Source organism: Sulfitobacter sediminis (genome assembly GCF_040811725.1).
In the GTDB taxonomy this organism is placed as follows: Bacteria; Pseudomonadota; Alphaproteobacteria; order Rhodobacterales; family Rhodobacteraceae; genus Sulfitobacter; species Sulfitobacter sediminis.
The window spans coordinates 39,768-62,243 of the sequence record NZ_JBFNXX010000014.1; the positions used below are offsets into that span (position 1 = coordinate 39,768).

At 63.6% G+C, this 22,476-nt stretch carries 19 protein-coding genes; 13 read left to right on the forward strand and 6 right to left on the reverse strand.

The window, feature by feature from the left end; translation table 11 throughout:
* Positions 1–16 precede the first annotated feature (16 nt).
* From AB2B41_RS16870 to AB2B41_RS16915, 10 genes are all read left to right on the forward strand, one after another.
* The gene (locus AB2B41_RS16870) at positions 17–769 is read left to right on the forward strand and encodes an SDR family NAD(P)-dependent oxidoreductase (protein ID WP_367878987.1); all 753 of its coding nucleotides are present in this window, start codon (positions 17–19) and stop codon (positions 767–769) included.
* A 45-nt stretch (positions 770–814) separates the two neighbouring features.
* Complete coding sequence (locus AB2B41_RS16875) at positions 815–2,029, forward strand: ABC transporter substrate-binding protein (RefSeq protein ID WP_367878988.1); 1,215 nt, start codon at positions 815–817, stop codon at positions 2,027–2,029.
* A gap of 79 nt (positions 2,030–2,108) precedes the next feature.
* Positions 2,109–3,218, forward strand: coding sequence for an ABC transporter ATP-binding protein (locus AB2B41_RS16880; RefSeq protein WP_367878989.1), 1,110 nt, complete (start codon positions 2,109–2,111; stop codon positions 3,216–3,218).
* Positions 3,219–3,418: 200 nt separating this feature from the next.
* The gene (locus AB2B41_RS16885) at positions 3,419–4,792 is read left to right on the forward strand and encodes an amidase (protein WP_367878990.1); all 1,374 of its coding nucleotides are present in this window, start codon (positions 3,419–3,421) and stop codon (positions 4,790–4,792) included.
* 27 nt (positions 4,793–4,819) lie between these two features.
* Positions 4,820–6,913: a hydantoinase/oxoprolinase family protein gene (locus tag AB2B41_RS16890; RefSeq protein ID WP_367878991.1), complete on the forward strand. Its 2,094-nt coding sequence runs from the start codon at positions 4,820–4,822 to the stop codon at positions 6,911–6,913.
* Between the two features lie 11 nt (positions 6,914–6,924).
* Positions 6,925–8,694, forward strand: a complete 1,770-nt coding sequence (locus AB2B41_RS16895) for a hydantoinase B/oxoprolinase family protein (RefSeq protein WP_367878992.1) — start codon at positions 6,925–6,927, stop codon at positions 8,692–8,694.
* A 62-nt stretch (positions 8,695–8,756) separates the two neighbouring features.
* Positions 8,757–9,458 carry an isochorismatase family protein gene (locus AB2B41_RS16900; RefSeq protein WP_367878993.1) on the forward strand — a complete coding sequence of 234 codons (702 nt, stop codon included), beginning with the start codon at positions 8,757–8,759 and terminating at the stop codon, positions 9,456–9,458.
* Positions 9,459–9,488: 30 nt separating this feature from the next.
* The gene (locus AB2B41_RS16905; RefSeq protein ID WP_367878994.1) at positions 9,489–9,932 is read left to right on the forward strand and encodes a DMT family transporter; all 444 of its coding nucleotides are present in this window, start codon (positions 9,489–9,491) and stop codon (positions 9,930–9,932) included.
* 39 nt (positions 9,933–9,971) lie between these two features.
* Positions 9,972–11,162, forward strand: a complete 1,191-nt coding sequence (locus tag AB2B41_RS16910; RefSeq protein WP_367878995.1) for an oxidoreductase — start codon at positions 9,972–9,974, stop codon at positions 11,160–11,162.
* A gap of 255 nt (positions 11,163–11,417) precedes the next feature.
* Positions 11,418–13,070: an alpha-glucosidase gene (locus AB2B41_RS16915; protein ID WP_367878996.1), complete on the forward strand. Its 1,653-nt coding sequence runs from the start codon at positions 11,418–11,420 to the stop codon at positions 13,068–13,070.
* 6 nt (positions 13,071–13,076) lie between these two features.
* Here AB2B41_RS16915 and ggpS read toward each other — a convergent pair whose 3' ends face one another.
* Genes ggpS through AB2B41_RS16930 form a run of 3 tightly spaced genes read right to left on the reverse strand, consistent with a single transcriptional unit; the run spans position 13,077 to position 15,634 of the window.
* Positions 13,077–14,591, reverse strand: coding sequence for a glucosylglycerol-phosphate synthase (gene ggpS / locus AB2B41_RS16920; RefSeq protein WP_367878997.1), 1,515 nt, complete (start codon positions 14,589–14,591; stop codon positions 13,077–13,079).
* Positions 14,592–14,603: 12 nt separating this feature from the next.
* Positions 14,604–15,386 (reverse strand): HAD-IIB family hydrolase, encoded by a 783-nt coding sequence (locus tag AB2B41_RS16925; RefSeq protein ID WP_367878998.1) that lies wholly within the window; start codon positions 15,384–15,386, stop codon positions 14,604–14,606.
* A complete protein-coding gene (locus AB2B41_RS16930; protein WP_367878999.1) occupies positions 15,383–15,634 on the reverse strand; it encodes a hypothetical protein in 252 nt (83 codons plus the stop codon). The genes AB2B41_RS16925 and AB2B41_RS16930 overlap by 4 nt, the downstream gene beginning before the upstream one ends.
* 266 nt (positions 15,635–15,900) lie before the next feature.
* Here AB2B41_RS16930 and AB2B41_RS16935 point away from each other — a divergent pair, with 266 nt between their 5' ends.
* Positions 15,901–16,359: a sugar phosphate nucleotidyltransferase gene (locus AB2B41_RS16935; protein WP_367879000.1), complete on the forward strand. Its 459-nt coding sequence runs from the start codon at positions 15,901–15,903 to the stop codon at positions 16,357–16,359.
* Between the two features lie 369 nt (positions 16,360–16,728).
* Here the strand turns inward: AB2B41_RS16935 and AB2B41_RS16940 are convergent, their stop codons facing one another.
* On the reverse strand, positions 16,729–17,445 hold the full coding sequence (locus tag AB2B41_RS16940; RefSeq protein WP_367879001.1) for a DUF1194 domain-containing protein: 717 nt from the start codon (positions 17,443–17,445) through the stop codon (positions 16,729–16,731).
* Positions 17,446–17,739: 294 nt separating this feature from the next.
* Between AB2B41_RS16940 and AB2B41_RS16945 the strand changes: the two genes are divergently transcribed.
* Positions 17,740–18,276 (forward strand): histidine phosphatase family protein, encoded by a 537-nt coding sequence (locus AB2B41_RS16945; protein ID WP_367879002.1) that lies wholly within the window; start codon positions 17,740–17,742, stop codon positions 18,274–18,276.
* Between the two features lie 147 nt (positions 18,277–18,423).
* Here the strand turns inward: AB2B41_RS16945 and AB2B41_RS16950 are convergent, their stop codons facing one another.
* The gene (locus tag AB2B41_RS16950; protein ID WP_367879003.1) at positions 18,424–20,019 is read right to left on the reverse strand and encodes a gamma-glutamyltransferase family protein; all 1,596 of its coding nucleotides are present in this window, start codon (positions 20,017–20,019) and stop codon (positions 18,424–18,426) included.
* Positions 20,020–20,183: 164 nt separating this feature from the next.
* Here AB2B41_RS16950 and AB2B41_RS16955 point away from each other — a divergent pair, with 164 nt between their 5' ends.
* A complete protein-coding gene (locus tag AB2B41_RS16955) occupies positions 20,184–21,215 on the forward strand; it encodes an acetamidase/formamidase family protein (RefSeq protein ID WP_367879004.1) in 1,032 nt (343 codons plus the stop codon).
* Here the strand turns inward: AB2B41_RS16955 and hemN are convergent.
* The gene (gene hemN, locus AB2B41_RS16960) at positions 21,120–22,472 is read right to left on the reverse strand and encodes an oxygen-independent coproporphyrinogen III oxidase (RefSeq protein WP_367879005.1); all 1,353 of its coding nucleotides are present in this window, start codon (positions 22,470–22,472) and stop codon (positions 21,120–21,122) included. The two genes, AB2B41_RS16955 and hemN, sit on opposite strands and share 96 nt — an antisense overlap.
* Positions 22,473–22,476: the final 4 nt, after the last annotated feature.

Below are 22,476 nucleotides of genomic sequence, written 5' to 3' on the forward strand. Positions count from 1 at the left end.
GCGAAAGGGGGAAGACGTGAAGACGGTAATCATAACAGGGGCGGGGATCGGGATCGGTCGGGCGACGGCCCATGCCTTCGGCAAGGCGGGCTACCGGGTGATCGTCACGGATATCCTCGATGAGGCGGGCGAGAAGGTTGCCCATTCGATCAATGCTGAGGGCGGGCAGGCCGAATTCCACAAGCTTGACGTGACCTCTACCGAACAGGCCGAGGCGGTTGTCGCGAAGGTCGAAGACGCTTACGGCGCCATCGACACCATCGTTTGTAACGCAGGTATCGCGCACAAGGTGCCGCTGGATGAGCTAACGGACGAGAAGTGGGACTTCACCTTCGACGTCGATCTCAAGGGCATGATCCGGCTGATCCGCGCCGCCGCGCCCAAGATGCGGGAGGCCAGGAAGGGCTCGATCATCTGTCTCAGCTCGATCATGGGCGTCGCCTATGGCTGGGATGAACACGTGCATTATTCGGCCGCCAAGTCCGGCGTCGTCGGGCTGGTGCGTGGCCTCGCGGTCGAACTCGCGCCCAGCGGCATCCGCGTGAACGGCGTCGCGCCGGGATATATACGGACGGCGCAGGCGCTTTCCGAAGAACACTCGCTTGGCCCCGCGGGGCTCGAGAAAGCAGCGGAATTCATCCCGATGGGGCGGGTCGGCGAAGCCGACGACATCGCGGACGTCATTCATTTCCTCGCATCCGATGCGGCCCGGTATATGACCGGCCAGGTCGTCACGGTGGATGGGGGGTTACTCGTGGGCAGGTACTGAAAACGGGCAAACAACGGTCTTTTTTCCAACGGAGGGAGTAAAGAAATGAAACAATACAAGACATCACGCCGGGGGTTCCTGGCAGGGGGCACGGCACTAGGGGCCAGCTCGATGCTGTTCACACCGCAGATGGCGCTCTCGGCGGGCCACCTGGGCAGCCAGGAGCTGCGCACCGTGGGTCTGTCGGTGACGGTGCAGGAACGCATCCTGAACGACTTCAAGGAAAAGTCGGGCGTTGGCTCGGTCTCGGGCAAGGCGGACATCTTCCCCAACACCCAGACCGAACTGCTGTCGGGTTCCACCGCTTACGACGTGTGGGAGACCATCGGCGAGCGTCTGCCCGCCATGACGATCACCAACACGATCAAGCCGATCCCGACCGCGTCGCTGTCGAACTGGGGCAACATCCGTCCCACCTTCACCGACACCGATCCCCGGATGGAGGCGCGTGCGCAGATCTCCGGCCAGATCTGGGCGGACGAGGGCAAGACGCAGCTCTGGATGGTGCCGACGGTCTACAACTTCGACTCCATCGGCTATCGCCCGGACCTCGTGGACGCCGAAGAAGCCAACACCTGGACTGCGCTCTTCGACGAGAAATTCAAGGGCAAGACCGGTCTGAACGTGGACCCGCTCATTGCTTTCGGGCAGGCGGTGCTGGCGATGACCTCGCTGGGCCTGTTGGAGAACGAGAACCCCGGCAACCCGACGGTCGAGGAGATCGACGAGGCCGCCAAGTTCCTCGTCGCCAAGAAGAAGGCCGGGCAGTTCCGCGCGCTCTGGGGCGACTTCGGCGAGCTGGTGAACCTGCTGGCCTCGGGCGAGATGATCCTCGCCGACGCCTGGCAGCCTGCCGTGATGGCGGTGAAGGCGCAGGGCATCCAGTGTTCCTACGCCGTGCCGCGTGAGGGCTATCGCGCCTGGTCCATCGGCAACTCGCTCATCGCGAACTCGCCGAACGAAGATGCCGTGATCGCCTACTGCGACTACTGGCTCTCCGGTCCGCCCGCGATCACCGTGTCCGAGCAGGGCTACTATTCGCCCACGACCAACATCAAGGACGTGATGGACGCCGACAAGTACGGCTTCTGGTACGAGGGCAAGCCCTGGGTCGGTGCGCCGGACCGCGGCATCATGGAAGGCGATCTGCGCGACGGCGGCTCGCTCGAAGAGCGCGCGTCGAAGATCAAGTACTGGCACCAGTGGCCGGACGAGTACGATCACCTGATCAGCAAGTGGGACGAGTTCCTCAGCGCCTGATCCTGAACGACGACACCGGGGAGAGCGCGATGGCGCTCTCCTCCCTTCCCAACCGAACCGATGACAGGGGTCGCGCCCGATGGCTGACTATGATCTGGAACTTGTGAAACTGCGCAAGGTCTATCCCGGCGGTACCGTCGCCGTGGAAAATTTCGATCTTCAGGTCAAGAAGGGGGAATTCATCTCCTTCGTGGGCCCCTCGGGCTGTGGCAAGACCACGACGCTGCGCATGATCGCCGGGCTTGAAAGCATCACGGGCGGCAACCTGCTGATCCGGGGTAACGATTATACCCATGTGCCGACCGAAAAGCGGCCCACGGCGACGATCTTTCAGAACTACGCGATCTTTCCGCATATGACCGTGCGCCAGAACATCGCCTTTGGGCTGAAGGTGCGCAAGCTGCCCACGGACGAAGTCGACCGCCGTGTAGACGCGATCATCGAGAAGCTGGAGCTTGGCGATGTTGCCGGAGAGAAGGAGGCCTCGCTTTCGGGCGGCCAAAAGCAGCGCCTTGCGCTGGGGCGCGGTCTGGTGACCGAGCCGGATATCCTGCTGCTGGACGAACCGCTTGGCGCGCTGGATGCGAACCTGCGCAAGTCGATCCAGGAAGAACTCAAGATTTTGCAGCGCGAACTGGGCATCACCTTTGTCTTCGTGACCCACGCGCAATCCGAGGCGCTGTCGATGGGTGACCGCGTCGTGGTGATGAACGCGGGCCGCGTGGAACAGATTTCACCACCGTTCGAGCTTTATACCCGGCCGAAGTCGCCCTTCGTGGCGCGCTTCATCGGGCGCAACAAGATTATCGAGGGCAAGCTTGCGTCGGTTGATGCCGGCAACTCGGTGCTGGAGACGCGTTTCGGCAAGCTTCGCGGCGTGACGGGCTTCGATCCGGGCCGCGCCAGCACGGGCAGCAAGGCCATGGCCGTGGTGCCGTCTGAATACGTGAACATCCTTCCTGCCGGGGAGGGAAAGGGCAAAGACGAATTGGACACGCTGCGCGGTACGGTCACCTCGCTCGACCGGGTCGGGCAGGTGGTGCATGTCGCCGTGCGGATGGACGAACGGCTGGATGTGCGGCTTGAGGTGCACCGCGACAAGATCGCGGGCACCGAGGTCGAACCCGGACGACAGGTCGATCTGTCGTGGCGGCACGATCGCACGACAATCGTACTGGATGCCGCATGAGGACGCGGCACCCGTAGGACAGGACGCCGGGCGCAGGCGCGCCCGCGTGTCGGGGAGACGACGAAAGGAAGGACGACCATGCCGAGAGGATCGCATGGAACGGCGGCCCTTGGCCGCCGACCGGATAGGGTTTTCCGAGTGACGCAGGCGGGCGCGGCGGAGGACAGAATGCCGCTGGCGTGCCGCGGGGGAGGGGCAGAGTGAAGGAGCCGCAGTCCTATATCGGGGCCACGGCGGCCACCCTTGGTCGCGCCATCGCGGCAGGCGATCTTGACCCAGTGTCATTCGCCGAATGCCTGCTTGAGCGGATCGAGGCGCAGACCTCGCCGATTTTCCTGACCGTGACCCGCGACCGGGCTTTGGCGGAGGCCACGGCAGCCCGCGACCGCGCAAAAACGGGCAGGATGCTGTCACCGCTCGACGGGGTGCCGATTGCCTGGAAGGACCTGATCGACATGGCGGGCGAGACCACGACCGCCGCCTCGGACCTGTTCCGCGATGCGGCCCCGGCAGGGACAGATGCGCCCATCGTGGCCAATGCCGCGGCTGCAGGGATGGTGAGCCTCGGCAAGCTGAACCTCACGGAATTCGCCTATTCCGGTATCGGGCTGAACCCGCATTACGGCACGCCTTTGAACCCGCGCTCCACCGACGGACCGCGCTCGCCCGGCGGGTCGTCATCGGGGTCGGGGGCGGCTGTTGCAGGGGACCTTGCCCCCATCGCCATCGGCACGGATACCGGTGGATCGGTGCGCATCCCGGCGGCCTTCAACGGGGTGACGGGATACAAATCTTCAGAGGGGCGCATTGACGCGACGGGCGTTTTCGCGCTGTCGAAAACGCTCGATACCGTGGGTCCGCTGGCGCAGACGGTCGAGGACTGTATCCTCGCCGATGCCGTGATGCGCGGGGCTGTCGGTGGCATCATCCGTCGTGCCGATCCCAAGGCGCTGCGCGTGTTCGTGACGGAAAGCGTGGTTCTGGACGCGTTGGAGCCGGAGGTCGCTTCGAATTTTGAGGCAACGCTGGCTCGACTGGAGAAAGCCGGTGTTGCGGTTTCACGGGGCCCGTTGCCCGAATTCGCCGAGGCCGCCGCACTGGCGGGCGAGATCGGGACGATCACCGCCGCCGAAGCCTATTTCGAACATGCGGCACGGGTGGACGGCCCCGACCGCGACCGCATCGACCGCCGCGTCGTCGCGCGTATCGACATTGGCAAGGCGATCTCTGCCGCTGGCCTCATCCGTCTGCAACGGGCGCGGATGGCAGTCATGCAAAGCCTTGAAGCAAAGCTGGACGGCGCACTGATCGCCATGCCGACCGCGCCCCATGTCGCGCCGCTGACCGCGCCGCTCGAGGCCGACGATGCGCTCTTTCACAAGGTCAACCTGATGACCCTGCGCAATACCGCCATTGGCAATTTCCTGAACCTGCCCGGCGTCGCGATCCCGAATGGAACGGGTGACGGGGGAATGCCCACGAGCTTCCTGCTCTCGGCACCGGCAAACCATGACGAACGCCTGCTGGGGGCGGCCCTCGCACTTGAGGGGCTGATCCGTGGCGACGCCGCCTGAACGAAACAAAAAAGTGAGGAGTGAAACATGATACGTGTAGGAGTTGATGTCGGGGGGACATTCACCGACATCGTGCTGGAACGCACACAGGCCGCCGGGGAGGGGGATCAGCAGGTCGTCGTGACCAAGGTGCCCTCGACCCCCCATGACCAGTCCGAAGGGGTGACTGAGGGCGTCTTGCAGGTCTGCAAGATTGCCGGTGTGGAACCCGGTGACATCAGCGTGCTGTTCCACGGCACGACAGTCGCTACCAACATGGTGATCGAACGCAACGGGGCCGAGGTGGGGATGCTGACCACCAAGGGCTTCCGCGACATCCTGCACATGGCGCGCCACAAGCGCCCGCATAACTTCTCGCTCCAGTTCGATGTACCGTGGCAGTCGAAACCGCTGGTCAAGCGGCGCAACCGCCTGCCCATCACCGAACGTCTGATGCCGCCCACGGGCGAGATCGAAGTGCCGATGGACGAGGATGAGGTCTATGCGGCGGCCGAGCTTTTCAAGAAGCGCGGCCTTGATGCAGTGATCGTGGGCTTCCTGTTCTCCTTCCTAAACGATGCGCATGAAAAGCGCGCCGTGGAAATCCTGCGCGAGGTGATGCCGGACGCCTATATCTGCGCCTCGTCCGAGGTCGTGAACGTGATCCGCGAATACGAACGTTTCTCCTCGACCGCGATGAACGCCTACATCGGGCCCAAGACGGCGCTCTACCTCAACCGGCTGGAAAGCCGCCTGCGGGATAACGGCATTTCCTGCCCGGTCCGCATCATGCAGTCGAACGGCGGTATCTCGACCGTGGCGCAATCGGCAACTCATCCCATCGGCCTGCTGCTGTCGGGCCCCGCTGGCGGTGTGATCGGCGGCAAGTGGACGGGTGAGCATTGCGATACCGGCAACGTGATCACCATCGACATCGGCGGCACGTCCGCCGACATCTCGGTCATTCAGGACGGCGAGCTGCGCATCAAGAACCCGCGCGACACCGAGGTCGCGGGCCTGCCGGTGCTGGCACCCATGATTGACATCGACGCCATCGGGGCGGGGGGCGGTTCCATCGCCTATATCGACGAAGGCGGCGCCTTCCGCGTCGGCCCCCGGTCTGCCGGCGCCGTGCCGGGGCCGGCCTGCTATGGCCGTGGCGGCACGGAACCCACCGTAACGGACGCGCAGGTGGCATTGGGTCGGCTTGACCCCGAACGCTTCCTTGGCGGGGATCTCTCCATCGACAAGGCGCTGGCCGAGAAGGCGATCAAGGAAAACATCGCTGACCCATTGGGGATGAGCGTCACCGAGGCGGCCCTCGGCATTCTCAAGATCATCAACAACAACATGGCGCTCGCCATCAACGCCAACTCGGTCGCCAAGGGGATCGACCCGCGCAGCTTCTCGCTGATGGGTTTCGGCGGCGCGGGACCGCTCCATGCCGTGGCGCTAGGCGAGATGATCCAGGCCAAGGCGGTGATCTCGCCGCTGCAGCCGGGGATCACGGCGGCCATGGGCCTGCTGGTGACCGATCTCAAGTACGAATACACCCGGTCGGTCCTGCAGACCCTCAACGATGCCGATGACGAGGCACTCGCCAAAATCAACGCCATCGCCGATGAACTCGTCGCCGAGGCCGATGCACAACTTGATTCAGACGGTATCCATGCGGATGCCCGAACCTACACCAAGATCATGGAGTGCCGTTATCTTGGGCAGGGGTTCGAGCTGCGGGCTGACATGCCCCTGGTCCCCCTGACGCAGGCCAACAAGTCCGAGGTGATCGACAACTTCTTCAACGTCCACAAGGAGACCTACGGCCACGCCTTCCGTGACCAGATCACCGAAGGGGTGACGCTGCGGGTGATCGCATCGGCGCAGGTCGATCAGTTGCGGCTTCCGAGCCTTGAAAAAGGCGGGCGCAAGGACCCCAAGGAGGCGCTGCTTTATACCAAGGACACGGTGTTTGACGATGGCCAGCCGACGGCGACACCGCGCTACGACCGCGAGAAGCTTCTGGCCGAGGATACGATCAGCGGCCCCGCGATCATCACACAGCACAACTCAACCACCATCGTGCCGCCGAAATTCACCGCGACCGTCCTCGGTCACGGCGATATCCGCATCGAGCGCGCGTAAGGGAGGCAGACATGACAAAAGAACTTGACCCTATCACCCTTCAGGTCGTCGGCGGTGCGCTGCATTCCATCGCCGAGCAGATGGGCAACGTGCTTTACCGCATGAGCTATTCTTCGATCATCCGCGAAAGCCAGGACCTTGGCGCGGGGCTGTTCGACACGGAATACAACACGCTTTGCGAATCCGACTCCACGCCGATGCATATCGGCTCGCTGCCCGGCTACCTGCGCGGGATCGAGCAAACGGTGAAGCTGGAAGACTGGAAACCCGGCGACTGCGTGATCCACAACCACCCCTACAAGGGCGCGTCGCACTCGCCCGACATCGCTATCGTGATGCCGGTTTTTTCGGACGGCGAACTCGTCGGCTTCTCGGCCAACACCGCGCACCACGTAGACATTGGCGCCGCGACACCCGGTCTCATCATCGACGTGCCCGATGTCTGGGCGGAGGGGATGCTGCTTGACGGTGTAAAGCTCTACAACGAGGGCAAGCGCAACGAGGACCTGTGGAAATACATCCGTGACAACACGCGGGTGCCGGGCCTCGTGATGGGTGACCTCGAGGCGCAGATCGCGTCGGCCGAGCTAGGCGTGCGCCGTTTCGAGGAACTGATCAAGAAATACGGCAAGGACACGGTGATCCAGGCCACGAAGCAGCTGATGGACTACACCGAACGCCGGATGCGCGCGGAGATCGCGAAGATCCCCGATGGCGAGTACTTTGCCGAAGGCTTCCTTGACGACGACGGGCGGAACCGGGGCAAGACCCTGCCGATCAAGGTCTGTGTCCGGATCAAGGGCGACAGCGCCGAGATCGACCTGACGGGGTCTTCTCCGCAGGTGCCGACGGCCTTCAACGTGCCCTTCGACGGCTCGACCAAGGTGGCGGCCTTCTTCGTCTTCCGGGCGATGCTGCTCGATACCTACACGGCGACGGATGACATTCCCGCGAACGAAGGATCGTTCCGCCCGATCAGCGTGATCGCGCCGGAGGGCTGTATCTTCAACCCGATCGCGCCTGCAGCGGCCGAGGCGCGCTTCTGCCAGATCCAGCGGATGGCAGACCTCGTGATCAAGGCGCTTGCCCCCGTGATCCCTGACAAGGTGACGGCGGGCAACGCGGCGACGCTCTCCTTCGCCGCTTACTCCGGTGTGCGCCCCAACGGCGAATACTGGGTCTTCCTGGAGGTGAACGAGGCCGCCATGGGTGGGCGTCCCTTCTCGGACGGGCCGGACACGGTCGAAGAGCTGATGCGCAACACGCGCAACAACCCGCTCGAAGACCTCGGGATGCACCTGCCGCTGATCTGCGACCGCTACGAGGTGCGCGACGATGTCCCGCCGGGTGCCGGCAAGTTCCGGGGCGGATCGGGCGTGGTGAAATCCCAGCGCTACCTGACGCCGGGCTTCATGACGCACGAATCCGACCGTCACGAGGACGCACCCTGGGGTGTCTTCGGCGGCAAGGAAGGGGCCGTGGGCAAGATGGAAATCCATAACATCCATTCCGGCGAGACGCGGCAGGAGTATTCCAAGTTCTCCGGCCTCAGGACCGAGATCGGGGATGTGGTCAGCTACTATTCGCCCTCGGGTGGCGGGTTTGGCGATCCCCTGGAGCGTGACCCGAAAAAGGTGCTCGACGACGTGCTCGATGGGTTCATTACCGCCGATCACGCGCGCGAGGATTACGGCGTGGTGCTGACGGAGGTGGACGATGGCTATGGCTGGGCGCTGGACCCGGCGGCCACGGAAAGCCTGCGCGGGGAGATGCGCGCCTGAGCCTCAGCGCCCGGCCCCGGAAAGGGGCCGGGCATTTTCTTATCCGGTAGGAGAAAAGTGACATGGACGAAGAAGACCTCGACGCGGTCCTGCAAAAGGCCTTTGACGAAAGCACCCGCATCTACGCCGAGCGCGGCTTCCAGCGCCGGATCGGTTTCGGCAAGAAACCCGCGCTGGTCTCGGTCGATCTGGCCAACGCCTGGACGCGCCCCGGCAACCCCTTCACCTGCGAGGGCGTGGACGACCGGATCATTCCTGCCATGCAGGCGCTCCTGAAGGCCTGCCGCGAAAACGGGCATCCGGTGGTGCATGTCACGACCGCCTACCAGATCACGGACCGTGACAGCCCGAACTCGGACATGGGGCTCTGGCATCACAAGATTCCGGTCGAGGCGGTGAACCTGAAGGACGAACACCTCTGGGCCATCGACAGCCGCATCGCACCCGTCGAGGGCGAATGGGTGATGCTCAAGAAACGCGCCTCCAGCTTCTCCGGTACGCCTCTGGCGGGCTATCTGCGGGGGCTTGGGGTGGACACGATCCTTGTCACCGGCGTGACCGCCACCGCCTGCGTGCGCACGACCATCTGCGACGGGCTGGCCGAAGGCTTCCGGACGATTGCCGTGAAAGAAGCCATCGGCGACCGCGTTCCTGGGGCTGTGGCGTGGAACCTCTTCGACATCGATGCGAAATTCGCGGACGTGGAAAGCACCGAAACCTGCGTGGCCTACCTCGAATCCGTCAACCGGCGGAACGATACGTGAGCCGCGGCATGTCGGACCGGAGAACCTGAGATGTCTCTGATTTGGCCCATGCTGGTGGTCGGCGCCATCGGTTTTACCCTGTCGCAGCAGCCCGTGATCAATGCAGCGACGGCGCAGACGCTGAATTCGCCCTTCGCCGCAGCGGCCTTTTCGCTGACGATCTCGGCGGTTGTCGTCTTCGCGATCTTCCTTGCCACCGGCGCACCGACCCGGCCAGCGCAGGTGCTGGACCTGCCCTGGTGGTCGATCCTCGCCGGTGTGATCGGTGCGGCCTTTGTCGCTGGCGGGGCCATGCTGCTGCCGCTGACTGGGGCAGCACTCTTCTTTGTATGCCTGGTCGCCGGGCAGCTTCTGGGCGCTGTGTTCGCCGATCTCGTGGGCACCTTCGGGTTGGAGCCCCGGGGGCTGTCCTTTCAGAAAATCGCGGGCGTCCTGCTCGCCTTCGTGGGGGCTGCCCTCGTCCGGTGGGGGTGAGCACCCGTTTGACCCTTCGCAATCGAGAAAGGAAATTCCATGTTTCCCAAGACATTTTCTTCGGTCAAGATTGGCCCGATCGAGCTGAAGAACCGCCTCGTGATGGCGCCGCTCACGCGGCAAAACGCGGAGGCCGATGGCACCCCGACAGACGAAATGGCCGCCTACTACGCGCGGCGTGCGCGAGGCGGCATCGGCATGATCATCTCCGAGGGCACCTACGAGGTCGATGAGCTGAGCTGCAAGGCATATCTGTCGCAGCCGGGTATCGTGAACGACAAGCATATCGCTGGCTGGAAGAAGGTTACGGACGCCGTACACGCGTTCGGCACCCCGATCATTTGCCAGCTGATGCACGGTGGCCGGGTAGTGGACCCGCGCTGCCTGTTCGAGGGGGATAGTCCGGTTTCAGCTTCGGACACGCAAAGCGATGGCTTCGTGCTCTATACCGACAGCGATGCAGAGAAACATGACCGGGGCCTGTCGGGCGACTGGCCCAAGGTCACCTTCCCACCCGCCCGCGCATTGACCGAGGCGGAGCTTGAGAAGGTCGCCGACGGCTTTGCCGAAGGTGCCGCGCGCGCCATTGAGGCAGGCTTTGACGGGGTCGAGATACACGGGGCGAACGGCTATCTCGTCTACCAATTCATCCACCCCAAGACCAACCTGCGCACCGATGCCTACGGCGGCTCGGCCGAGAATAACGTGCGCTTTGCCAAGATGATCTGCCAGAAGGTACGGGAGGCCATCGGCCCGGACAAGCTGATCACCCTGCGGCTTAGCCAGGACGGCGTCGATGACTTCATGGGCGCCTGGCCGGGCGGCGTTGAATACGCCCGCGAGGTGGGCGCGGCCCTTGCCGATTGCGCCGCGGACGCGCTGCATTGGTCGAGCTTCGACTGGACCGACAACCGCGATCCGAATTCGGATGTGCCCATGGCCAAGGCCATTGCCGAAACCTCGGGCAAGCAGATGCTGGTGAACGGCGGTATCGCCGACGGAGCAGGGGCCGAGGCCGTGTTCGACAGCGGGGCAGGGGACGCGGCTGTCGTCGGTCGGCCCCTGTTCGCGCATCCCGACTGGCCGCATATCATCCGGTCGGGGATGGACTACCCCTGGGCGGAATTCGACCGGAAGTATGTGATCCAGCCGCCCGTCGACCTGGACAAATGCTATCCCATGGACCGCGTTGTGCCGGATTGGGTTCCGGACACGTCAAAGCGGCGGTAGGGCGCTGGGAACAGACATGCCCTGACTTGGCGCGGTCAAGGTGACGGCGAAGGCGAGGTTCTTTGCCATCTGCCTTATGGTGCCAAGCATCCGGGGCCTTCCACTCACCTGCTGAATTTCGCGGCATATGCCCGATCTGGACACGCCGTTGCCGCGCTCAGGAATAGTTCGGGTTGTTCTTACCGCCCAAACGCGCGATCAACGGCACGCCTTTTCGGGCAGGGGTGGATAAGAGCAGACCGGGGGAAGCTGTCGATGAACGAGCAGATGCGCGCAGGAGTGCAGGACGGCGTGACGCGTGCTTCGGATTGGTGGCGCGGGGCGGTGATCTACCAGATCTATCCGCGCAGTTTCCAGGACAGCAACGGGGACGGTATTGGAGATCTGGCGGGGATCATCCAACGCTTGCAGCATGTGGCGGACCTCGGTGTCGATGCCATCTGGATCAGCCCCTTCTTTCCCTCGCCGATGAAGGACTTTGGTTACGATGTGCGGGAGTACCGCGATGTGGACCCGATCTTTGGCACGCTGGGGGATTTCGACGCGCTCATCGAGCGGGCACACCACTTGGGGTTGAAGGTCCTGATCGACCTGGTGCTTAGCCACACCTCGGAAGAGCACCCGTGGTTCCTTGAAAGCCGTACGAGCCGCGAAAATGCCAAGTCAGACTGGTACGTCTGGGCCGATGCCAAGCCTGACGGCACGCCCCCCAACAACTGGCTGTCGCTCTTCGGTGGCCCTGCCTGGGAGTGGTCGACGGAGCGGCAGCAGTACTACATGCACAACTTCCTCGTCGAACAGCCCGATCTGAACCTGCATAATCCGGAGGTGCAGGATGAATTGCTCGACATCGCGCGGTTCTGGCTGGAGCGGGGCGTCGATGGTTTCCGGCTCGATACCGCGAACCTCTATTTCCACGACAATCAGTTGCGCGACAATCCCGTGCTGCCCGAAGCGCAGCGCAACGAAATCCTGACACCGGGGGTGAATCCCTACAATTGGCAGGAGCACGTCTATGACAAGAACCGGCCAGAGAATCTGGTCTTTCTGAAACGTCTGCGGGCGCTTCTGGAAAGCTATGGCGACCGCACCACCGTGGGGGAGATCGCCGATGCCCAGAAGGGATTGGAGATCCAGGCCGCCTATACGTCGGACGGTGACAAGCTGCACATGTGCTACGATTTTGCTTTCCTGTCGAAGCTGCACCCAAGTGGCGACCGCGTGGCAGAGGTGCTGACGCGGTTCGAAGACGCGGGGCCGGAGAGCTGGGCATGCTGGGCGTTCTCAAACCATGACGTGATGCGGCACGTCTCGCGCTGGGGGCTGAGCGATGCAGCGGCTCGAACCTACGCGGCGCTGCTGCTGTCGCTTCGGGGCAGTGTTTGCCTCTATCAGGGGGAGGAACTGGGGTTGGGTGAGGCCTACGTGCCCTTCGAGGACCTGCAGGACCCCTACGGCATCCGCTTCTGGCCGAAGTATCACGGGCGCGACGGCTGCCGGACACCGATCCCCTGGGTCCACGACGCGGCGAACGGCGGCTTCTCGACCGAGCGGCCGTGGCTGCCTCTGGCGGTCGATCATCTGGAACATGCGGTGGCTGACCAGATCGAGAACCCTGAGAGCATGCTGCATTTCTATCAGCGGATGATCGGCTATCGGCAATCGCGTCGGGCCATGCGGTCAGGAGCGCTTGAGATCGTGGATCAGCGGCCCGAATTCCTCAGTTTCATCCGGAGGCACGGGGAAGAGGAGATCTTCTGCGCTTTCAGCCTGAGCGATGCGCCGCAGGAAATCCGGTTGCCCGAAGGGAACTGGCGGGTTGAAACCGCTGTGCCCTTCCGTGCGCCGAGACAGATACCAGCCACCCGGCTTGACGGCTGGCAGGGTTTCTTTGCCCGCAGGTTCTGAGACGCCTCAGGCCGCGTCCTTGGGCAATTCGGTCACGTTCCTGCTGTCCGCAGACATGTCCTGACCCACACGAACCATGTCCCCCCATGCGCGGATGTCGTACTGGCGGACGGTATCGCGCAGGCTGCGCATGCGGCCCTGGCGTTCATCTTTCGGCATGGAAAGCGCATGCAAAATGGCGGTGTCCATCGACCTGTTCGAGAAGGGGTTGGTGATTACCGCCTCATGCAACTCGACCGCAGCCCCTGCGAATTCGGAGAGCACCAGCACACCGTCATCGTCCGTGCGGGAGGCGATGAATTCCTTGCAGACAAGGTTCATGCCATCGGCCAGCGGCGTGATCCAGGCCACATGGGCGGCGCGGTAGTAGGCGACCAGTTCATCGAACGGAATGGGTCGGGTGATCAACGCAACGGGCTGCCAGTCCAGCGTGCCGAAACGCCCGTTGATCTGGCCAGCCATGCGCTCGATCTCGTCCTGAATCTCGGCATAGACGGTCATGTTCTTGTTGGCGCTGACCGAGACATGCATGAGGCGCACCTTGCCCCGCAAATCGGAGTTCTGTTCCAGCAGCCTGCCAAAGCTCGCCAGTTGTTGCACGCCGCCCTTGGTGTAGTCGGTGCGCCCGACGGACAGGATCAGCTTTCTGTCGCCAAGATCGGCGCGGATGTCTGCCACACGGGCGCTGGTTTCGATGCGCTGGGCGCGGTAGTCGATAAAATCGACGTCAACACCCACGGGTGCCACGCTCAGCGTGACCTGACGGCCCTTATACTCCAACGCGCCGCTCACCCGACGCTCGGCAAGGGCCGTACCTTCGGAAAAGAGGTGATCGGGCACCGGACCACGGTCGGTGACTTTGACGTCGAAGAGGCTTTGAACGACCGAGGCGAAGTTTTCGGCGTAGCGCGGAATGTGGAAACCGACGTCGTCGCAGGCCAGCAGGCTTTCCACGATCTCGCGCCGCCAGGGCAGGACGTTGAACATGTCCGCCGCCGGAAAGGGCGTGTGGTGGAAGAAGGAAATGCGCAGATCGGGACGCATCTTGCGCAGGTAGCCGGGCACAAGCCAGAGGTTATAGTCATGCACCCAGACCAGTGCGCCATGGGCGGCCTCTTGCGCGGCGGCCTCGGCAAAGGCCCAGTTCACCTCGCGGAAGTTGGGCCATTCGACGCGGTCGTAGTTATACTTTTCCTTGAAGCTGTGCAGGATCGGCCAGAACGCTTCTTTCGAGGTGACATGGTAGAATTCCCGCACCTGCTCCGCCGAAAGCGGCAGACGCGAGACGGAGTAGTTGCCGTAATCGTCCGATATCTCGATCACTGGCTCGAAATCCGGGTTCGACGGATCGTCAGCCAGTTTCCACGCAACCCATGCCCCATGATCGACCGCGCCGAAAAAGCTTTTCAGGGTCGGCACGATGCCGTTGGGACTGGTGTTTTCCTTGAGGACAACTTTGCCACCTTCCTCCTTCTCTTCGTAAGGTTGGCGGTGGTAGACGATGACGAGATCGGACGGCATTGGCGGTCTCCTTCAAGCAGCTTTTTGGGAAAAGAATTCGAAGGCGAGGATCGCTTCGGCGATCCCGGCGGCGCCATCGGATTTGGCGACGTGGACGTGGTCGAGATCGGCCACCCGGTCGAGCAGACCCGCCTCGGCATTGCCGACCGCGACCGCAGGGAGCCCGAGTTCCAGCATGCTGAGGTCATTGAGCGTATCGCCGGCGACAAGGCAACGGCGGCTGTCGACGCCGAGGTGCGTGATGAGCCTGAGCAGCGACGGACCCTTGCTCACGTCCTTGGGCAGCACGTCGAAATAGCGGTTGTCCGAGATCAGCGCGTCGAGACCGAGCCCGGCCACGATGTCGAGCGCGCGGCTGTCAAAGCGGTCCGGGTCCATGTCGTAGCTCATCCGGTAGCGAAAGCCGGTGTTTTGCAGACGCAGCCCCGAGATCCCCTTGAGCGCGGCCTGCACCCGTAGGCCTGCGTCGTTCCAGGCGCGGGCGACTTCCGCCTCCAGGGCCTCGATCGGGGCCACGAAGTGGTTGCTTTCGTATTCGGCGATTGTGGTGCCCACGTCGCCCACCACGAAATCGGGTCGGGGCACGTTGTTCTGGCGAACGAGGTCGCGGATGAAACGCGGCTCGCGGCCGGTGACGAAGATCAGCCCGACCTGCGCGCGGTTGCTTTCGATCCAGCTGTAAAGCCTTTTGCGGGCTTCGTCGCTGCCGCCCAAGAAAGTGCCGTCTAGGTCGGTTGCGATGACCAGGGGCTTGTCGGCAATTGCGTGAGTGGATGCGCTGATATCAGGTGTCATAAGGTCCTTTCTGCAAGGTTTTGAATGGATTGACCGGAGGCGGGATGATCAAAGATCAGGTTCGCCCCCTTGGTTCTGTGTGGATGGAACGCGCCCAGAGAGCGGTCCCAGAGACGTGTCGAGGTGCCGCTCCGTGCCAGCGTGGTGGCGGTTGCCGTACCCCAGGACCCGGCCCTCACCACGGCAACGGTTTGGTACCGCAGCGCCCGGTTGCGAAAGGGGCGTCCTTCGATAGGCTCGTGCTTCATGCCGTCCTCTTGTTCCGGCCACGCTGATTGTGGCGTTCGGGTCTACGTCTCCTTGACGTTTCACTTGGCGCCCGGGTCGCGCTGCGTCAAATTTCTGCCGGACCAACCAGGGTGGATTGGGCTATTCCGGCGGCCTACGCCCAAGAATTGGGCGAAATAGGCGATAGCGTCCCAAAAAGTGGCAACTGTGAGAGTTGATATAGGGCAAAAACGACATTCTCAATGTCGTATTTTGACTTATTCTGCATCGCGGCCAGAATTCCGCAGTGCAGCAGCAACGATTGGAGAGCCCGATATCGCCCAGGATCCGCACCGCCATCTTTCCAGTCGCTGCTCTCGGGAGCCGTTTCCTGCCGGCGACCAAGGCCACCCCAAAGGAGCTGCTGCCGGTTATCGATACGCCGCTTTTCCAGTACGCGATTGACGAGGCGCGGGAAGCAGGGGGCGAGCGGATGGTAGTGAGCTTGCAGGTGGAGGAAGAAGAGACACGCAAGTACGGCATGCTCTCGGTGACGGAACGTTCAGGGCGGCTGCTACGTGCCGACGGGATGGTCGAAAAGCCCGACCCCGCCGATGCGCCGTCACGCGACGCGGTCGTTGGCCGTTACGTACTGGATGGCTGCATCTTTGACGATCTGGCCCAGACGACGCCGGGGACGGGGCGCGAGATACAGCTTACCGATTCCATTGCGCGGGGTGCGTCGCGGGTCGGTCTGGTTGGGTAGCGATTCTCCGGGACGCGCTTTGATTGTGGATCGAAGGCCCGGATGCTGGAAGCGACGCTGCTTCTGGCCGAGCGGGACCCCGAATGCGCCTCGGTCCTCGCAGAGTACCGCAGGCGGCCAGCCCCGAAACCGTCCGCAGTCGCCGCCTGATCTGCGTCATCGGTACATTAAGAATGCGCCGCGCGCGAGAGCATTCTGACCGTGGCCACGATTGTCTTGAGGAACAACAGGATCACCCAGATCAGCCTTTTCCACCGCATGCCACGGGTGCATTTCGTTGCGCAAGCTGAATGGCCGGGACAGGACCCTTACTTCAGGCGGTGGGGCGCGTCTTCGGCGAATTGGCGTCGATCCGTCCCAGGCAGTTCCTCAGTCGCAGCAGGCAGCCAAGTGCGTCTCCGGCGTCACGCCCGATATCTCCAGCACAAGCTTGCGACGCACCGCCTGCGCAAAGGTCGCCCGGCCCTCTGCGGTCACCATGAAGGCACGCGGCCCGCCGATGATGCGGTTGGCGTATTCCTCTTCGAGGTTTGCACCCGCGCGCCTTCCGTCTTCTGGGCGCAGGATCGGCAGGGCGTTGATGGTGATACCGGCGGCCAAGACCTCCGCACGGGCCGAAGCGATGGAAGGGCCGGAGGAATTGCGGATGCTGTCGCCGGAAAAGTCGATCACGGCGCGAGGCGCGTAGATGTCGTTCTGTTCAATAAGGCGCAAGCCGTCCAGCAGGGCCGCGCCGATGGCGTTGCTGCCGTAAGCCTGTCGCGGCGGCCCGGTAAGAGCATCCGCGAAGGACCGTGCTGTCTCGGGGCTGTCGATGATCATCCAGTCGGTAACAGCGGCGGTATTTGCCGCCCACTCAACATAGATCACCGCGACATTCCCGTAGATCGAGTTCTGGATGGCCGCGATCACCTCCGGATCGGTCATCGCCTGGGCGTATCCCTGCCGCTGGAAGACCAGTTCCTCCGCATCGATCGATCCCGAGGCATCGGCGAGCAGAACAAGCTCAAGCCCCGCTTCGCGCAGGGTCTGGGCCGAGGCGGTGCCTGCCAGGAGCAGGAAGAGCATGATGCGCAAGAGTGCCATGTCTTGCAGGTTACCCGGATATCGGCCCGACGCAATTGGAGTTGTGAGAGGAAGGCGCAAGGCGCAGGGGGGGCGGGCGGTGGCCGAGAAAGGGCAATCCTCCGACCTGGACAATCGGGGAATTGGGCGCGCATGAGGCTTGTCCTCCGAAGGCCATGCCCCATGTCTGCCGCAGGGTGTGCCCCGGCGTCTTGGTTGACGCAAACTTGGCGCACCGCACCGTGCTGCCGGGATGACGCGTCCGCGAAAGCGTTCCGAAATGAATGTAGAACATGAGGGATGAGGCTTAAGAATATGAAATGGTTCACCTTAATTCTGCTCCTGCTGCCCGGCCTCGCACAGGCCAATGACTGGGATGCCCTGAGGCTGCCCGGTGCCATTGCGATCATGCGGCACGCGCTGGCCCCTGGCACGGGTGATCCGGCGCAATTCGCATTGCGCGACTGTTCGACCCAACGCAACCTCGATGCACGCGGACGGGCGCAGGCGGCCGCCATCGGGGAAGCGTTGAGGAAGCGCGGGATCGCCTTTGACAAGGTTCTGTCGAGCCAGTGGTGCCGAACGCTGGAGACCGCCGAACTGCTTGACCTCGGTCCGGTGATCGAGGCGCCGTCGCTCAATTCCTTTTTCGGCGACTATTCGACACGTGACCGCCAGACTGCCGAGACGCTTGAGCTGCTGCGCGAAACGGAGGGGCGGCTGATGCTGGTGACGCACCAGGTGAATATTTCGGCGATCGCCGGCCGGTCTACGCGGTCAGGCGAGGTTCTGGTAATCCGCTTGACCGGGAGAGGTGCGGAGGTGCTGGGGAGTATTCTGATCGATCCGTGATCGAGGGTGTGGCTATAAGCTATTATATCTCAATGTTTTACGGGTCATAATTGGTCTGGGTTTCTACCGCGAGGCCAGGATTTCGGCGCAAGACCGGCACGAAAGGTGTCGCATGCTGTGCAGAAACCAATCGGCCCAAACGTTGTCTCAGAACCCGATGGCCGCCCCGTCCTTGCGCGGGTCCGAACCGCCCGCATAGCCGCGCTCCCCGAGGCGCTGGATCAGCTGGGCGCCGCCAAAGCCAAATGCATTGTCGGGGGCTTCGAGTGTGATCTCGTGACCCATGGCGCGCAGGGCCTCGATGGTGGCCTCCGGGAAGGTCGTCTCGCAGGCCACGCCGAGCCCCTGCGTAACGCGCCAGCGCGGCGCGTCGGCGGCCATCTGCACGTCCTGATCCCAAAGCTGGGTGCGCAGGGTCATCTGCACATGGCCCTGCGCCTGCATCGGGCCGCCCATGACCCCAAAGCTCATCAGAGGGGCGTCGCCCTGCATGAGGAAGCCGGGGATGATCGTGTGGAAGGGGCGCTTTCGCGGGCCCACGTGGTTCTGGTGCGCGGGATCGAGGGAGAAGCCCGCGCCCCGGTTCTGGAGTGCGACGCCGGTGCCCGGCACCACGACGCCAGAGCCGAAACCGGCATAGTTCGACTGGATGAAGGACACCATCATGCCCGAGGCGTCTGCCGCGCTGAGATAGACCGTGCCGCCGTGCTTCGGCGCACCCGCACCGAAATCGGTGGCCTTGGCGGGGTCGATCAGACGCGCGCGTTCGGCGAGATAGCCGTCGTCCAGCAGGTCTTCTGCGGTGATCCTGCCCATGTGGTCGGGATCGGCCACGAAGGCCTCGGCATCGCGCAAGGCCAGCTTCATCGCCTCGATCTGCAGGTGCAGGGCCGCGGGGTCGTCGGCATCCAGGTCGCGGATGCCGGTTTGGTCAAGGATGCCAAGGCCCATCAGCGCGGCAATGCCCTGTCCGTTTGGCGGGATTTCATGCAACGAGAGGTCGTCGAAGCCCTTGGAGATGGTACCGCACCAATCGGTGCGGTGGCCGGCCATGTCCTCAAGCGTGAGCGCCGCGTCGTGCCGTGCGGCATAGGCCGCAATCTTCTCGGCGATTTCACCTTCGTAAAAAGCTTTGCCGCGAGTCTCGGCAATCAGCCGCAGGGTGCGGGCATGGCCGGGGCTGGAGAAAAATTCGCCCGCTCTGGGTGCGCGCCCGCCGGGCATGAAGGTTTCGGCGAAACCCGGTTGATCGCCGAGCGTCTCTGCGGCGCGGGCCCAGAGGCTCGCGATGATCGGCGAGACCGGAAAGCCGCCTTCGGCGTAGCGCACGCCGGGCTCGAAGAGGTCCGCGAAAGGCAGCTTGCCGAAACGTTCCGAGAGGCTCACCCAGGCGGAAACCGCCCCGGGGACCGTCACGCTTTCCCAGCCCCGGAAGGGCATCTTTGTCAGTCCCGCGAAACGCGCTGCGGTCCAGCCCGCAGGCGAGCGGCCCGAGGCGTTGAGGCCGTGCAGGTCCTTTCCGTCCCACAGGATCGCGAAGGCGTCCGAGCCAATCCCGTTGCCGGTGGGTTCGAGCACGGTAAGCGCAATGGCGGCGGCGAGGGCGGCATCGACGGCGTTGCCGCCGCGTGCCAGCATCGTCACACCGGCCTGCGCGGCAAGCGGATGGGAGGTGGCGACCATGTTCTCGGCCAGAACGGCGGAGCGGCGGGACGGGTAGTGGTGATTGGCACGCAGCTGCATAGGACATCCCTGTCGGTTGTTCGGCGACACATGTACAGCTTTGGTGCCGCATGCCAAGGGGTGTGATCCATCTTGCGGTTTCCCGCGCCTGCGGGGCAGTCTGCCGAGGAAAGCCCGGCAGCCTTTGCACAGACCGGAAGAACTACGAACGGAAAGGACCTGCGATGATCCTCGAATCTTCCCCCGAAACCTGTCACTGGGGCTTCTTCGATGCCGCGCTTAACCCTGTGGCCGAGATCGAGAGCGGCGGAGAAATCACCGTGAATACCGTCTCAGGCGCCCCGGCCGTTGTGCCGAAGGAAGGCTTCCATGTTCCGCCGGAGTTGCTGGAGATTCACAAGACAGGTGTGCCTCCGATGCCGGGGCATATCCTGACGGGACCTGTCGCGGTCAAGGGCGCGCGGCCCGGAGATGTCTTGCAGGTCGATATTCTCGACGTCTCGCTTCGCCAGGACTGGGGGTATAATTTCGTGCGTCCGCTCGCGGGCACCTTGCCGCTCGATTTCGACGAGACGCATCTGACGATCCTGCCCCTTGATTCGGTGCGGGGTGTGGCGACGATGCCCTGGGGACTGGAATTACCGCTCAGCCCGTTCTTTGGTGTGATGGGCGTCGCTCCGCCACCCGGCTGGGGGCGCATTTCCACCATCGAACCGCGCGCGCACGGCGGCAACCTCGACAACAAGGAACTGGTGGCGGGCAGTACGCTTTATCTGCCAGTCCATGCCGAGGGGGCGCTGTTCTCTTGTGGCGACGGGCACGGGGTGCAGGGGGACGGGGAGGTCTGCGTGACGGCGATCGAGACCGCGCTTCAAGGGAGGTTCCGGTTGACAGTGCGCCGGGACATGGACGTGACCTATCCGGAGGCCGAGACGCCCGCACATCTGATCACCATGGGGATGCACGCCGATCTTGATCAGGCGGTCGAGATCGCGCTGCGACGGATGATCACCGTCATCAGCGACCGCGTCGGGATCAGCAAAGCCGAGGCCTACATGTTCTGTTCGCTCGCCGCTGATCTGCGGATCACCCAGACGGTGAACCGCGAAAAAGGGGTGCACATGATGATCGCCAAGGAGCTTCTGCAGCCCGCCGCGTGTTCAGGACACGCGCGAGAAGCCTACGTTCTGCAGGGTGAAGGTGTCGAAGAAATGCGCGAGCCTGCGGACCAGGGGGCGTGCCTCGGGCGACAATGACAGCCGGCCGGGAGACTCGGTAATGAGCCCCCGGCATTCGGCGCGCAAAGCTGCGAGGCCAGGCGCGAGAAGCGCCATGTCTGCCGCGCTCAGTGCCAGTTCCTCGAAGTCGATGGCGTAGTCGCACATGAGCATCTCGATCACCCGGCTGCGCAGCCGGTCCTCTTCGGTCAGCCGGTAGCCGCGTGCTCCGGCGAGACTGCCGTCCTTGATGAGCTTCGTGTAGGGGCCGGTTTGTGCGGTGTTCTGCACGAAACCGTCCCGGAATTTCGAAATCGAGGAGGCACCGAGGCCCAGCAGGGTTTCGCAGCCATCGACGGTGTATCCCTGGAAATTGCGGCGCAGATGCCCGGTGCGCGCGGCCTGGGCCATGCTGTCCCCGGGCTTGGCGAAATGGTCGATGCCGATGGGCGCGAGCCCGTGCGCGGTCAGCATCTCGGTGGCTTTGTTGAACAACGCAAAGCGCGCGCGGTCGTCGGGCAGGGCGGCCTCGGGGATGAGTTTCTGGCGCTGGGCCATATGCGGCACATGGGCGTAGCCGAAAAGCGCGATGCGGTCGGGATCGAGGGCGCAGACCTGATCGAGCGTCTTGCCGAAGCCGGTGATCGACTGGAAGGGCAGGCCGTACACGAGGTCGATATTCAGCGAACCGATACCGGCCGCGCGCAGCAGATCAACGGCGTCGCGGGTCTGCTCAAAGGACTGCAGGCGTCCAATGCAATTCTGAACGACTTCGGCAAAGTCTTGCACGCCGATACTGGCGCGGGTCATGCCCGCTTCGCGCAATGCCACGACCTTATCGGCATCGACCAGCGTCGGGTCGATCTCGACGGAGAATTCGGTGTCCGGGTCAAAGTCGAAGACGGTGCCGAGCGCATTGCGCAGGCGCGTGATCAATGCCGGTGGCAGGATGGTGGGCGTGCCGCCGCCCCAGTGCATCTGACCGACGCGAATGCGTCCCGGAAGGTGGTCCTTGATCAGCGCAAGTTCCGCTTCCAGTGTTCCAATGTAGTGCTCGACCGGCGCAATGGACCGGACGCCCTGCGTACGGCAGGCGCAGAACCAGCAAAGCCGCTCGCAGAAGGGGATGTGGAGGTAGAGCGATATCGGTTCGCCCGGGTCGAGTGCTGCCAGGGCCTCGGCCTGAAAGGCTGCGCCCATGCCGTCATGGAACGCAGGCGCGGGCGGATAGCTGGTGTAGCGCGGGAGGCGCTCATCGAAAAGGCCACGGGCCTTGAGATCATCGAAGCTCAACATGCGG

What these genes read in the sequence shown, in the direction of transcription:
- AB2B41_RS16875 (WP_367878988.1), top strand. Translation starts at nt 815, where the DNA reads ATGAAACAATACAAGACATCACGCCGGGGGTTCCTGGCAGGGGGCACG.
- AB2B41_RS16880 (WP_367878989.1), top strand. Translation starts at nt 2,109, where the DNA reads ATGGCTGACTATGATCTGGAACTTGTGAAACTGCGCAAGGTCTATCCC.
- AB2B41_RS16890 (WP_367878991.1), top strand. Translation starts at nt 4,820, where the DNA reads ATGATACGTGTAGGAGTTGATGTCGGGGGGACATTCACCGACATCGTG.
- AB2B41_RS16895 (WP_367878992.1), top strand. Translation starts at nt 6,925, where the DNA reads ATGACAAAAGAACTTGACCCTATCACCCTTCAGGTCGTCGGCGGTGCG.
- AB2B41_RS16900 (WP_367878993.1), top strand. Translation starts at nt 8,757, where the DNA reads ATGGACGAAGAAGACCTCGACGCGGTCCTGCAAAAGGCCTTTGACGAA.
- AB2B41_RS16905 (WP_367878994.1), top strand. Translation starts at nt 9,489, where the DNA reads ATGTCTCTGATTTGGCCCATGCTGGTGGTCGGCGCCATCGGTTTTACC.
- AB2B41_RS16910 (WP_367878995.1), top strand. Translation starts at nt 9,972, where the DNA reads ATGTTTCCCAAGACATTTTCTTCGGTCAAGATTGGCCCGATCGAGCTG.
- AB2B41_RS16915 (WP_367878996.1), top strand. Translation starts at nt 11,418, where the DNA reads ATGAACGAGCAGATGCGCGCAGGAGTGCAGGACGGCGTGACGCGTGCT.
- ggpS (WP_367878997.1), bottom strand. Translation starts at nt 14,591, where the DNA reads ATGCCGTCCGATCTCGTCATCGTCTACCACCGCCAACCTTACGAAGAG.
- AB2B41_RS16925 (WP_367878998.1), bottom strand. Translation starts at nt 15,386, where the DNA reads ATGACACCTGATATCAGCGCATCCACTCACGCAATTGCCGACAAGCCC.
- AB2B41_RS16930 (WP_367878999.1), bottom strand. Translation starts at nt 15,634, where the DNA reads ATGAAGCACGAGCCTATCGAAGGACGCCCCTTTCGCAACCGGGCGCTG.
- AB2B41_RS16940 (WP_367879001.1), bottom strand. Translation starts at nt 17,445, where the DNA reads ATGGCACTCTTGCGCATCATGCTCTTCCTGCTCCTGGCAGGCACCGCC.
- AB2B41_RS16945 (WP_367879002.1), top strand. Translation starts at nt 17,740, where the DNA reads ATGAAATGGTTCACCTTAATTCTGCTCCTGCTGCCCGGCCTCGCACAG.
- AB2B41_RS16950 (WP_367879003.1), bottom strand. Translation starts at nt 20,019, where the DNA reads ATGCAGCTGCGTGCCAATCACCACTACCCGTCCCGCCGCTCCGCCGTT.
- AB2B41_RS16955 (WP_367879004.1), top strand. Translation starts at nt 20,184, where the DNA reads ATGATCCTCGAATCTTCCCCCGAAACCTGTCACTGGGGCTTCTTCGAT.
- hemN (WP_367879005.1), bottom strand. Translation starts at nt 22,472, where the DNA reads ATGTTGAGCTTCGATGATCTCAAGGCCCGTGGCCTTTTCGATGAGCGC.